Annotated in this window: 11 protein-coding genes and 1 rRNA gene (1 of these 12 cut by a window edge); 5 read left to right on the top strand and 7 right to left on the bottom strand. The window is 52.0% G+C overall.

Going from position 1 to position 11,729, the window contains the following annotated elements:
- Window positions 1-879, bottom strand: a 16S ribosomal RNA gene (locus tag AC4G46_RS04075) (it extends 669 nt beyond the left edge of the window).
- Between the two features lie 494 nt (window positions 880-1,373).
- On the opposite strand from AC4G46_RS04075, the gene AC4G46_RS04070 reads away from it, so the two are divergent.
- From AC4G46_RS04070 to AC4G46_RS04060, 3 genes are all read left to right on the top strand, one after another.
- The gene (locus tag AC4G46_RS04070; protein WP_491126808.1) at window positions 1,374-2,690 is read left to right on the top strand and encodes a helix-turn-helix transcriptional regulator; all 1,317 of its coding nucleotides are present in this window, start codon (window positions 1,374-1,376) and stop codon (window positions 2,688-2,690) included.
- Window positions 2,677-3,492 (top strand): WYL domain-containing protein, encoded by an 816-nt coding sequence (locus AC4G46_RS04065; protein WP_491126807.1) that lies wholly within the window; start codon window positions 2,677-2,679, stop codon window positions 3,490-3,492. The genes AC4G46_RS04070 and AC4G46_RS04065 overlap by 14 nt, the downstream gene beginning before the upstream one ends.
- Before the next feature lie 92 nt (window positions 3,493-3,584).
- Window positions 3,585-3,710, top strand: coding sequence for a DUF4023 family protein (locus AC4G46_RS04060; RefSeq protein WP_082708158.1), 126 nt, complete (start codon window positions 3,585-3,587; stop codon window positions 3,708-3,710).
- 130 nt (window positions 3,711-3,840) lie between these two features.
- Here AC4G46_RS04060 and AC4G46_RS04055 read toward each other — a convergent pair whose 3' ends face one another.
- The 3 genes from AC4G46_RS04055 to AC4G46_RS04045 form a co-directional block, all read right to left on the bottom strand.
- Window positions 3,841-4,557, bottom strand: a complete 717-nt coding sequence (locus AC4G46_RS04055) for a stalk domain-containing protein (RefSeq protein ID WP_491126806.1) — start codon at window positions 4,555-4,557, stop codon at window positions 3,841-3,843.
- Window positions 4,558-4,757: 200 nt separating this feature from the next.
- Window positions 4,758-5,279, bottom strand: a complete 522-nt coding sequence (locus AC4G46_RS04050; RefSeq protein WP_491126805.1) for a GNAT family N-acetyltransferase — start codon at window positions 5,277-5,279, stop codon at window positions 4,758-4,760.
- 36 nt (window positions 5,280-5,315) lie between these two features.
- Window positions 5,316-6,122 (bottom strand): methyl-accepting chemotaxis protein, encoded by an 807-nt coding sequence (locus AC4G46_RS04045; protein WP_491126804.1) that lies wholly within the window; start codon window positions 6,120-6,122, stop codon window positions 5,316-5,318.
- Between the two features lie 271 nt (window positions 6,123-6,393).
- Here AC4G46_RS04045 and AC4G46_RS04040 point away from each other — a divergent pair, with 271 nt between their 5' ends.
- Window positions 6,394-7,935: an acetate--CoA ligase gene (locus tag AC4G46_RS04040; RefSeq protein ID WP_491128782.1), complete on the top strand. Its 1,542-nt coding sequence runs from the start codon at window positions 6,394-6,396 to the stop codon at window positions 7,933-7,935.
- A gap of 59 nt (window positions 7,936-7,994) precedes the next feature.
- On the opposite strand, the gene AC4G46_RS04035 is transcribed toward AC4G46_RS04040, so the two are convergent.
- From AC4G46_RS04035 to AC4G46_RS04025, 3 genes are all read right to left on the bottom strand, one after another.
- Window positions 7,995-8,588 (bottom strand): hypothetical protein, encoded by a 594-nt coding sequence (locus AC4G46_RS04035; RefSeq protein ID WP_491126803.1) that lies wholly within the window; start codon window positions 8,586-8,588, stop codon window positions 7,995-7,997.
- A 21-nt stretch (window positions 8,589-8,609) separates the two neighbouring features.
- Window positions 8,610-9,047, bottom strand: a complete 438-nt coding sequence (locus AC4G46_RS04030) for a HEAT repeat domain-containing protein (protein WP_090716764.1) — start codon at window positions 9,045-9,047, stop codon at window positions 8,610-8,612.
- 84 nt (window positions 9,048-9,131) lie between these two features.
- A complete protein-coding gene (locus tag AC4G46_RS04025; protein WP_491126802.1) occupies window positions 9,132-10,037 on the bottom strand; it encodes a phosphotransferase family protein in 906 nt (301 codons plus the stop codon).
- Window positions 10,038-10,287: 250 nt separating this feature from the next.
- Between AC4G46_RS04025 and AC4G46_RS04020 the strand changes: the two genes are divergently transcribed.
- Window positions 10,288-11,475, top strand: a complete 1,188-nt coding sequence (locus AC4G46_RS04020; RefSeq protein WP_491126801.1) for a nucleotidyltransferase domain-containing protein — start codon at window positions 10,288-10,290, stop codon at window positions 11,473-11,475.
- Window positions 11,476-11,729 lie beyond the last annotated feature (254 nt).

Below are 11,729 nucleotides of genomic sequence, written 5' to 3'. Positions count from 1 at the left end.
GTGCTTACTGTGTTAACTTCGGCACCAAGGGTATCGAAACCCCTAACACCTAGCACTCATCGTTTACGGCGTGGACTACCAGGGTATCTAATCCTGTTTGCTCCCCACGCTTTCGCGCCTCAGCGTCAGTTACAGCCCAGAAAGTCGCCTTCGCCACTGGTGTTCCTCCACATCTCTACGCATTTCACCGCTACACGTGGAATTCCACTTTCCTCTTCTGTACTCAAGCCACCCAGTTTCCAGTGCGACCTCAGGTTGAGCCCAAGGTTTAAACACCAGACTTAAATAGCCGCCTGCGCGCGCTTTACGCCCAATAATTCCGGACAACGCTTGCCCCCTACGTATTACCGCGGCTGCTGGCACGTAGTTAGCCGGGGCTTTCTTCTCAGGTACCGTCACTCCGGTAGCAGTTACTCTACCGGACGTTCTTCCCTGGCAACAGAGCTTTACGATCCGAAAACCTTCATCACTCACGCGGCGTTGCTCCGTCAGGCTTTCGCCCATTGCGGAAGATTCCCTACTGCTGCCTCCCGTAGGAGTCTGGGCCGTGTCTCAGTCCCAGTGTGGCCGTTCACCCTCTCAGGTCGGCTACGCATCGTCGCCTTGGTGAGCCGTTACCTCACCAACTAGCTAATGCGCCGCAGGCCCATCCCTCATCGACAGATTGCTCCGCCTTTTATCCTTTCCTCAGGCGAGGAAAGGGATTATCCGGTATTAGCTACCGTTTCCGGTAGTTATCCCAGGCTAAGGGGCAGGTTGCCTACGTGTTACTCACCCGTCCGCCGCTAAGCTCACCCCGAAGGATAAACTTCGCTCGACTTGCATGTATTAGGCACGCCGCCAGCGTTCGTCCTGAGCCAGGATCAAACTCTCCAATAAGGTTTTTCCGAGCGGTTACTTCACCCGAATTACTCCGAGGAAATAACCATCCGAAAACTATTGTCAGAGCGATTCGCTCATTTTGAAACATCTGACGAGAATTTACATTCTCAAGATGAATTTCTAAAGCGTACAAGACGCTGCGAAAATCATCAGTTTTGGAATTACCGAAGTGAATTCCGATACTCACTCGTTGTTCAGTTTTCAAAGATCAAGCTCGTTGTCGCCTTCGATGTTCTCGTCAGCAGCAACTCTTATACTATATCATTTCCAACCATTCAATGTCAAGCTTTTTTTTAATTTCTTTTTTCGAGCTTGGCGTCGGTGCTTTTCAGCATTTCTTGGCCGGAATAAGAATATACCATACTTCCGAAAGAACATGCAAGCTTTTTTTATATTTATTTTAGCACCTCATTTCCTTACAATAATCAGCAACTTGATTACGATTATTACGTCCATATATACAGCATCCATTATGTACACCGGAGGAATACATGGCCAAGGAAAGCTTTGATAAGGAAATCCAGTTTCTGCGCATGCTTGTGTTGACCAGCGGGGCTTACAGCCGCCAGCAGTTTGCTGACCGCCTCGGCATTTCCGTCCATACCTTTGATAAAACCGTTAAGAAGCTGAAGGAAGTCGTTCAGACAATGCAGGAAGATCTGCCTGAAGAGCTGGATAAAGATTTCTCCAATACCTTCAGGTACAACTATTATGACTCTGCCGAACCGGTACTGCTGTTTCTGTTCCGTGCCAAATCGCTGAAGGAATCCGAGTCTCTGCGCCTCTCCCGCATTCTTGCCGGGCTGAACGAACGGCCGATGACTCTGAAGGAGCTGCTGGAGCTGTGCTGCAGCGGAGAAGATCCGGAAGGTATTTTTCCTGATGAGAAAACATTGCGCGGAGACCTGAAGTACCTTGAGGAGGTTGGAGTGATTGCAAGGCAGCCCGGACCGCGTCCATATCAGTACCGTCTGTATGACGACCTTATCCGGCAGCTGTCCGATGACGAGCTATGCGAGCTGTTTGATTTCGTTGATGTGATGGCCAATACACAAGTCCCCTCGGTCCAGGGTTACTTACTCCGCGACAGCCTCAAAAAGCAGCTGAACCGCCGGAGCCTGACGGAGCCTGCAGCCGATCCTTTTTTATATAAATATCATTATTATTCCAGGATTCTTGATGAAGCACACCTCTATCCCCTGGTATCGGCTATGCGGGAGCACTGCAAAGTGCAGTTCCTCTACTTCTCCCCAAAAGAAGGCAAGAGCTACGCAGCCAAACCGACCAATCCGCTGTTCGGGCGGGAATCGGTCGGCAGTCTGGAGAAGGTGCTGCCGCTCAAAATCATCTATGACCATCAGTACGGCAGGTGGTACCTGCTGGCTAGCGACAAACGCAAAAGCATCCGCAAGTACAGGCTGGAGGGTATCACACAAATTACCGAAGCCGAGTCTGTTGCCGCAGAGCTTTTTCTGGCTGAAAAAAAGCTACTTGAGGAGCGTCTGGCCCTCAGCTGGATGATAGATACGACGAATCCGGTGACTATCCGCGCCAGATTTCTCCACCCTCTACCGGGCACGAGCAACAATTTTGTTAAGGAACGGGTACTGCTGCAGGGGCAATGGGGCGTCATTACCGAGGAGGACGGGCATTCTTTTATATATGAGATAACTGTTAACGGGTTCACCGAAATCAAGCCCTGGCTGCGCAGCTTCGGATCCAGCTGTGAAATCCTTGAGCCCCTGCAGCTGCGTGAGGAACTGATTCAGGAATGGAAGGAGCTGCTCGCCTATTATGAATCCTTTTGAAAAGATTTTTAATTACAGGGTTCTGTCCAGACTGGAGGACTCCGGAGCCTTTCTGTCCACCTCCCATGAACGCTCCTGGCTGAAGCTGATGCTGGAGCATCCCTCATCCGCCGCGGCTTTTTCCGGTCCCACTCTCGATAAGCTCCGCAATCTGCTGGAGCAGGACGAGAGCATCCTTCTGCACGAGCATCTGACTCATAAAGCCTCCAGCAAAGAGCGGCAGGTCTTCCATCCGCTCCTGCGGACGCTCCGCCAATGCATTCAGCAGAAACAAGGGGTCAAGTTGACTTTCATCCTGAAAGACGGCCTGATCAGCCCCAAGCAGTCCGGCCTCCCTTACCGCCTGGAGTATTCTATGGTTAAACGGGAATGGTATCTGCTGTGGTACAGCTGGAAGCGGCGTAACTTCATGAGTGTCCGGCTGTCCAAAATAGCGTCCGTCTCCGCAGTTCCGGTTGATACGGAGGCTTATACAGCAGCACTGGACGATATCCACAGCCTTCTGGAAAGCCGGAAGCAGCGGGCCGTGATTCAGGTGCAGCCGGAATATAACCGTGAGCTGTCGCGGATCCTGTACGCTTTTTCCTGCTTCGAGAAGGAAGTGCATTATGAAGAGCAGAGCGGCACCTACTCTATTATGTTGACCTATCTCGGCAATGAGGGTGAATATGTGTTGTCAAAGCTCCGTTTTCTGGGCAAAAGAGTACGTGTGACCGAAGGCAGTCTGCTCAAGAAGCGGATGCGTGACTCGGCTGTAAAGGCGCTCACCCAATACGGGGCACTGGAGCAGCCGCCGGAATAACTTCCGCACATGCATCAATCCTCCAGTAAACGGGCATAGTAACGGCAGTTCTGACCCGACTGTGCTCATATTCCATTAGGAGGCTGACAAGCATGAACACGCATGAATTCGTAGCAAAGTTTCAGGAGAACCAGCGCAAGGCAGAGAAAAACAAGCGCCGGGGCCAGGGCTCCCCGCAGGCAAGACTGGCCAATAAGCAACACAGCACGAATAAGTAACAGCCGGACTGGCCGATTATGGCATGAACCATTTACGCCATTAATTCTCAAAAAAAGCAGCAGCCTCTTCTGTGTGTACAGAGCAGGCTGCTGCTTTCTATTTTTAAGCTGACAAGTTTGAAGTGTCTTATTATTTGCTCAATTTCGCTACATTAACGGCTACCTTTTCCAGCTTAGCCTTGCTGAGTGACTGATCCGGCGAGCTGATCGTTACATAGCGGTCGTCCAGCTTGAAGGTCAGCATCGGGATATCGGAAGGTGTATACCATTTGGCGCTTGTTCCATTCGAAAGCTTCACTGCAGTTCCATCATAGTCATAGGAGTAATCACGCGGCGAAATGTTGACACGCATATGCTTGAACAGGAAGGATACGCCGTCCTCGCCGCCGCCGACACTGACAAAGCTGTCCCCGCTGATCATCTGGGCCGGTGCATAAGCTGTTTCAAAGCCCTGATAGTTTGCGAATGCCTTGGTAATCTGCTCCTTCTGCGCCGCGCTGTAATTTACTGCAGCCAGATTGATTGTGGAGCCGCTGTCCGGCGTTCCTGTCCCTGATGCGGTTCCAAGAACAACCTGATTAGCGGAGGCATCAAAGGTTACCGGAACCTTGAGTGCATCGGCCAGGGCACGCACCGGCAGGTATGTCGTATTATTGTAGGTAATTGGAGCAAGCGTCTTGCCGTTACCGTCTACAGGCGTATAGGCTGTTCCGTTAACCTTAAAGCCAATGCTGTGATTCAGATAGGCGCTGATTTTCTGCAGATTTGTTCCTGCATAGACACCTGCTGAGCCTGTTACGGCCATCCCGAACACCATAGTTGCTATGATCATTTTTTTGCTTTTCATTGAATATCGTCTCCTTTAAAGGTAAGCTTTGTAGTTTGTGTTGTTCCTTGCTATACATTCATTTAACCAGGAACTTGTTTCGAACTTGTATCCGGATTGTAAAGAAGGATTTCAATGCACCGATAATCAACATCATCCTGCAAAATAAAGCAGCCCGCGCAATCACAAGGATTACACGGGCTGCTGTGTGTAAACAATAATTATTCGCTGCCGGAGGCTGCAATCTGGTAGACACCGGTGTAGAGAATGTCCCGGTACCGCCGGAACTCCTCTGCGCTGACAGAATAGGGATAGGTCATGATAAGCAGCGGCAGCTCCTGCTGGCCGGGACGGAGCGGAGGCTGGGCATAATCGTAAGGATTAAGATGAAAACCCAGCCGTTCATAAAAGCCGATTCTGCGCTGCTCCAGCTCTCCCGCCGGCGGCTCCACCTCCAGCAGCACAGGTTTGGCGGAAACCGCAAGATAGCGGTTCATCAGCCTGCGGCCGGTTCCGCCGCTGCGTGCATCCGGGCTGACTGCTATATGTTCAACAAAGCGCAGCTCCGGAAACTCCCATGCTGCCAAAAAGGCAATAACCCGGCCGCCTTCATCCTGTTCGGTATAAATCCGGTAGTGAGGGTTATCCAGCAGCGCCTTCTGGCCGCTGTAGGTCCTTATTTCGCTTACAGGAAACGAGGCTTCCATAATGGCGAAAATCGCATCAAACTCCGCAAGCTTCATATGTATTCCTCTCTTTCCGTCAAGGTATTAGGGTAATTACAGATTTGTCAGTTCAGTTGCCGTACGTGCAACATGCTCATAAGCGCGGCTTAATTCCTGCATGGACTGCCCCTGATGCTGGGAAAAGCCTTTAATGTCCTGAATCGAACGGTCCATCTGCAGGATTGCCTGCTTCATCCCGGCCAGCTGGCTCTGGATATTCTGTACCAGTGAATGGCTGTCACCGGCCAGCTTGCGGATCTCTGTCGCCACGACGCCAAAGCCTCTTCCCTGCTCTCCCGCCCGCGCCGCCTCAATTGCTGCATTCAGCCCGAGCATATGCGACTGATCGGCAATTCTTTTGACAGAGGACAGGATCTCAAAGCTGCTCTCAATATCACGCACCATGCCCTGGGAGTGGCTGACCAGCTCATCGATCCGCTGCGACACGCCCAGCGCCGAACGGGTCACTTCTTCCGAAGTAGCGGTCATTTCCTGGACCAGGGACGACAGTTCCTGCGCACCATCCTGAAGAGACGCGGCACGGTGGGTTGAAACCATCGCAGCAATCACGCCGATTACCATTCCGTTTTCGATAACCGGTACCGCCGAAGAAAGATAAGAGACACCGAAGGCTTCCGGCCCCCGCTCCTCACGCTGAACAGCTGCAGTCTCCATGGCTCTGTAAGATACGGTTCCTTTGAATTTTTCTATAGGAGCCCCTACCGGAACCTTCAGATCAATCTGCTGACCAGGAAGATACGCCAGCACCTTCTCCGTATCAGCCAGCACCACAGCCGCATCCTCCGGATACGTCTGCTGGATTACACTAAGCATGTCCTGCAATTCTTGTAGTTTATTCATCTGATGGGCCTCAACCGCCTGTTCCTTGAAATAAGACTCTGCACTGATTATAACATTGCCTACTATGATAAATATTTCAGATTCCGCTCAAGGTCAATACGACAGCAATAATAGTCACAAAACCTTCTTGAAAGATATTGCCACTGATTAGCATCTGGTACTAAAAGAACATGGTATACTATAATAGCTGCACCATCATGTTTATTTAGGAGAGGTTCATTTGGACAATCAGCGTTTCATTGCACCTGAAATTTATAATCTGACTTCGGAGATGGATCAGCATCCGCCGGATAAGATCGCGCTTAAATGGCTGCATGAGAATGGAAGCTGCGAGGAAATTACCTACGGGGAGCTGCTCGGCCAGGCCAACCGGCTGGCCGGCGGACTTGCCGGACTGGGTCTTCATAAAGGCGACCGCGTGCTGGTCATGGTACCGCGCCGCATTATCGCTTATGTTATCTATCTGGCCTGCCTCAAGCTGGGTCTCGCCGTCATTCCTTCCTCCGAGATGCTGCGGGCCAAGGATTTATCCTACCGCCTGCGCCACTCAGAGGCCAGAGCGGTCATCGTCTGGTCAGAGGTAACCGGAGAGGTCAACAAAATCACCGATGATCTGCCGGCTCTCGACTACCGCCTGTCTGTATCCGGTAATAAAGAGGATCTGGAGGAGGGCTGGAGTGACCTGGAGAGTCTGATGGACGGACAACCGGATATCCTCGAGACACCAGTCACCAGCCGCGACGATATTGCCATTCTGGCCTATACCTCCGGCACAACCGGCAATCCCAAAGCTGTAGTGCATTCCCACGGCTGGGGTTATGCCCACCTGCGGATTACCTCTCCGCAGTGGCTGGAAATCCGCGAATCGGACACCGTCTGGGCAACGGCAGCGCCGGGCTGGCAGAAATGGATCTGGAGCCCGTTCCTGACGGTGCTCGGCAATGGGGCTACCGGCTTCGTGTACAACGGTTCCTTCCACCCGGACCGTTATCTGCAGCTGCTGCAGGATGAGGGTATTCAGGTTCTATGCTGTACCCCTACGGAATACCGCCTTATGGCCAAGACGGAAGGGCTGTCACGGTATGACCTGTCCAAGCTGCGCTGTGCCGTATCTGCCGGTGAGCCGCTGAACCAGGAGGTCATCAATACGTTCCAGCAGCATTTTGACATTACCATTCGGGACGGCTACGGACAGACAGAAAGCACGCTGATCATCGCCGCCCTGAAGGATGATCCGATCCGGATCGGGTCCATGGGCAAATCGATCGCTCCCGGAATCGCCGAAGTCATTGATGAGGACGGAAAACCGGTTCCTCCAAATGTTGTGGGCGATATTGCGGTGCATCTCAGCATGCCGGCCCTGTTCAAGACTTACTACAAGGACCCGGACCGTAAAGCCAATGCCACGCATGGCGAGTATTTTGTAACCGGGGACCGGGCGCGCAAGGATGAGGACGGGTATTTCTGGTTTGAAGGCCGCGGCGACGACATTATCATCAGCTCCGGCTACACGATCGGCCCGTTTGAAGTGGAGGATGCACTGATGAAGCATACGCTGGTTAAGGAATGCGCCGTTGTTGCCAGTCCTGACGAGATCCGCGGTTCTGTCGTCAAAGCCTTCATTGTGCTGAAGGACGGCAATACAGGTTCGCCAGAGCTGGTCAAGGAACTGCAGAGTCATGTCAAAGAGATGACGGCCCCTTACAAATATCCGCGCAAGATCGAATTTATCGCCGACCTGCCAAAAACGACCTCCGGCAAGATCCGCCGCGTAGAGCTGCGTGAGCAGGAAAAACGTGAGGCCCAGCAATAAACCCGCAGGCAGCAAAAAGCCCCGTGTTCCGCTTACAGCGGAGCATGGGGCTTTGTTTTTTATTCCGACCAGTACTGCGCTCCGGGATTCAGCTCCGTACCAATCTCGCCTTCTTTTATCAGATCGCAGTCCAAAAAACCTTCTTCATCCAGGAAATAAGCTTCCTGCTTATAGAATTCACACAGCGTATCCAGGAACTTCTCCGGTGAGTTATACATCACAACCAAATCACCAAAGTCGTTCAGCAGGTCACAGATCACTTCCGAACCGTCTTCCCGCTGCCACAGACAGATAAAATCGCTGCCGTAGTTAGTCAGGACAGGATACACCCTGCCGCCGGCACTGTGTCCCTTCTCCTCCAGAATTGCGTTCAGCACCTGCATCTCCTGCCTATACTCGGCAATATGAATCAGACGGTAGCCGGGAATACATTCGATCAGGCTTGGCTCTTCTTCTTCACTGCTTGTCCCGGCAACCATGCCGTAAATGACCTTCAGCAGCTCGGGGGCCTCCGGAACAATATCCGTAATCGCCTTGCTTCCTTCCGAGCTGTTCCCCAGACTGGCAATGTAATCAGGCCGTAATTCCGCAGAAAGCTTCAGATACTCCCGGAATTGTGCAGACAGCGGAGAGTCATGAGAATCGTTATGCATATTGAATATTGTCACCCTTTACTATTTTGCTGAAAGCCACTGCTTCTCCAGCCACTTGTCGAATTCTTCGCCCTTCTCGCCTTCATAGGCATCATAGATATCGATCCGCATCTTCTGCAGCTTCTCCTTGAAATCTTCGTAGGAGTGCTCACGCGGAAGGCTCTTCTTGATGCGCAGCATGATCTTGCCGATTCCCTTGAACAGCTCAGGCTTATTCTTGGAAGGGGCAGCAACCTCTTCGCCGAAAGCAATCAGCTTACGGTATGCAGCTTCTTGAACGGTATATACAGGATCGCTGGTCATCAGACGATTCAGGATATCAATAACTTGCTTGTGATTCCAGTTGCCCAGCTCCTCAACAGCCGCAAGGCGCGCTCTCCAGTCCGCAGTCCGGCCGGCCGCCTTCTTCAGCTCCGAATAGTTCTCCGGCAGCTCTTGATTCAGTTCTTCATTAGTCAAAAGATACAATCCCCTTCTTGGTTAAATCTGTTGGTAGTGCAATTCTACCGTGTGCGCTGCTTAATTTCAATCTTTGGCACCGAATTAGTCTGCATACCAGCGCGGAATCAATCTGTGGAAATCATCGTAATCTGAAAAAGCCTGCCTAGCGATATCCATCATACCCTGAACCTCAGCTTCCCCGAACGGCATGGCCCATTTAATTGAGAAAAGCGAGCTGTACGCCACATACAGTGCCTGTCTCTGCCAGAACACCTCCGGCGGCGGACCTGCGAAATAGCCGTCCAGCTTCCCTTTGGCAAAGGGAATACTCAGCTTCCGGTCAAAAAACTGGACCTTGTAGAACTCCTCGGCGTAATCAGCAATATCCCAGCGGTTGAAGTCAATCACACCAATCCCGCCTTCCGGGGTGTACAGCAGGTTGCCGGCATGGAAATCCCCGTGGTGATATACCTTTTCTACATTATGAATGAGTCCAATGTTCTCCTGGACATAACGGATAGCAACAGCATCATTTTTCATACGGTAAGGACAAGCTTCGTACTCCAAGATCCTTCTCAGGATCTTGGCCTGCATGGCCGCTTCCCAGCCGGACAGATCCTTATCCGTGCGGATACTGTGGATCCGGCGGAGAATGGCGCCTGCCTCTATTCCAAGCTTATACTGCTCCTGTACAGGCAGATCTGCCAGGCAATCCTCCAGCGGCATCCCCTCCACCCAGGTCAGCAGCATATAAACCTGCCCATCGGTGCAGGTACCGAAACGGAGTGCCCGTGACATCGGAAAATCCAGCTCGTTAAACTTCCGGATGACTGCAAACTCTGCTGTTTTCCTTTCCAGCGTGTTTGCCGCCGACAGCCGGAGCAGCAGCTTCTCCCCTTCCTTATCTTCTATATAATACTTCCTGTCGGCTGACCAGCCTTTTAGCACCGGCTCAATCCTCTGCCAAGTCTCTGCACCGGGAATGCCCGGCATGCCGATATCCGTCATTGTCAAATCCTCCGTATCTGCTAGTGATTGTCATATTATATCGGAATACCCTGTTACATTCGACCTATAAATGCGTTATAAGAGTTTAAGCCTGCTGTAATCCGGGTAATTCTATTATTTTTCAATTTCATACATGCATTACCAATTTCAAATTGACATGGCTCCATAGCCGGTGGTACGCTCTCTGTGCGTTCTTTAAACCGAACAAAACGGCTCCAAATCTACCTAAAATCCAGTAAGGAGAGTCCCTATGACTGACCGGTATACCCTTGACAAAGGGAGCTTATCTAAGGAAATATCGCTTCTTCTTCACTTGCTCACTACAGACTCACCCGATGAGCTGGCGCAGCAGAATCCCGAAATATTCACGGAGATTGACTGGAAGCTGTTCATCCGGCTTACGCTGCATCACCGTGTCTTCCCTTTCCTGTATCCCAAGCTCAGCCGGATGCATAATCAGCTTATTCCAGCCCATGTCAGCGAACGGCTGCAGCAGGAATACCGCAGCAATACTGTACGGATGCTTCAGCTCAGCGGGGAAATGGCCCGGATCGGTGCAGAGCTGAACAAGCTGGGCATCCGCTCGCTTTTTCTCAAGGGGCCTGTGCTGGCCGAGGATTTGTACGGTGATTTCTCGCTGCGTACCTCGCGCGATCTTGATTTCATGGTGCCCATAGACCGGCTGTCAGAGACAGAGAATTTCCTGCTGCGGCAGGGGTATGAGAAGATCGAGGTGTATGAGAGTATTCTCGGAGACTGGAAATGGCGGGAGCATCACTTAACCTTCAATCATCCGGACAGCAAAATAAAGCTTGAGGTCCACTGGCGGTTGGGCCCCGGCCCTTCTGCCGAGCCGGATTTCACGGAGCTGTGGAAGAATGCGCGGACAAGTACGCTGCTCGGGTCAGATGTACGTTATCTGGGCCGCGAGGACTTATTCCTCTTCCTGGTCTCGCATGGTGCGCGCCATGCCTGGTCCCGGCTGAGATGGCTGCTCGATATAAAAATGCTGCTGCTCCAGCAGCCGGACAATGAGCAGCTGCTCCGGCTGCTGAAGCAATATAACTGCGAAGCGATTGCCGGCCAGACACTGATCCTTGCCGCTGACCTGCTGGGTGCTCCCGTTGATCCCAGGCTGTCAGCCCTGACGGAGAAGCCAAAAGCAAAGCGCCTGGCACAGGATGCTATTTTTTATGTGGCACGGATGGTCAATCTGAATGACCCACCGCTGGAGCCGGAAGTAGAGCTGCATTTCAAAGCCTACAAACCGGCGATTCTGACCACCCGCAACCGGCTGCTGCGCGCGGCAGGCTTCCTGTATCCTTATGCGGCGGATGCCCGGACGCTGCCGCTGCCGAAGCCGCTGCATGTACTGTATTTTCCGCTCCGCCCGTTTCTCTGGAGCTGGCGCAAGGTGACTGGCCGGGAGGAAGCGTAGGCTGCGGGGAATTTCGTGAACGGCGTTATTAGGCTGTGATTAATCAGCTTGCGTTAATTGTAATCAGTTTGCGTTAATTGAGCCTGCGATCGGTGAGCTTGCTGTACATAGGCGGCTTAGCTAATGAGCCTAATATATTTAGTTGGAAATTCAGCATCTAATTCCCGCCTAAACCCCGTTAGCGGGGAGTTAGTTGGAAAAACGTCACTTAATATCGCCGAAATCACCTCCTGAATGAGAAACAGCCCAAATTA

Source organism: Paenibacillus sp. fava2, assembly GCF_058313675.1.
The sequence above is the reverse complement of the archived record's forward strand: the minus strand, read 5'-3'. Positions and strand labels throughout refer to the sequence as shown.

Bases quoted from the DNA above. Each gene is read 5' to 3' on its own strand.
- AC4G46_RS04050 (WP_491126805.1), bottom strand. From the start codon at position 5,279: ATGAAGCTTGCGGAGTTTGATGCGATTTTCGCCATTATGGAAGCCTCG.
- AC4G46_RS04035 (WP_491126803.1), bottom strand. From the start codon at position 8,588: ATGCATAACGATTCTCATGACTCTCCGCTGTCTGCACAATTCCGGGAG.
- AC4G46_RS04025 (WP_491126802.1), bottom strand. From the start codon at position 10,037: ATGACGGATATCGGCATGCCGGGCATTCCCGGTGCAGAGACTTGGCAG.
- AC4G46_RS04060 (WP_082708158.1), top strand. From the start codon at position 3,585: ATGAACACGCATGAATTCGTAGCAAAGTTTCAGGAGAACCAGCGCAAG.
- AC4G46_RS04065 (WP_491126807.1), top strand. From the start codon at position 2,677: ATGAATCCTTTTGAAAAGATTTTTAATTACAGGGTTCTGTCCAGACTG.
- AC4G46_RS04070 (WP_491126808.1), top strand. From the start codon at position 1,374: ATGGCCAAGGAAAGCTTTGATAAGGAAATCCAGTTTCTGCGCATGCTT.
- AC4G46_RS04045 (WP_491126804.1), bottom strand. From the start codon at position 6,122: ATGAATAAACTACAAGAATTGCAGGACATGCTTAGTGTAATCCAGCAG.
- AC4G46_RS04020 (WP_491126801.1), top strand. From the start codon at position 10,288: ATGACTGACCGGTATACCCTTGACAAAGGGAGCTTATCTAAGGAAATA.
- AC4G46_RS04055 (WP_491126806.1), bottom strand. From the start codon at position 4,557: ATGAAAAGCAAAAAAATGATCATAGCAACTATGGTGTTCGGGATGGCC.
- AC4G46_RS04040 (WP_491128782.1), top strand. From the start codon at position 6,394: ATGGATCAGCATCCGCCGGATAAGATCGCGCTTAAATGGCTGCATGAG.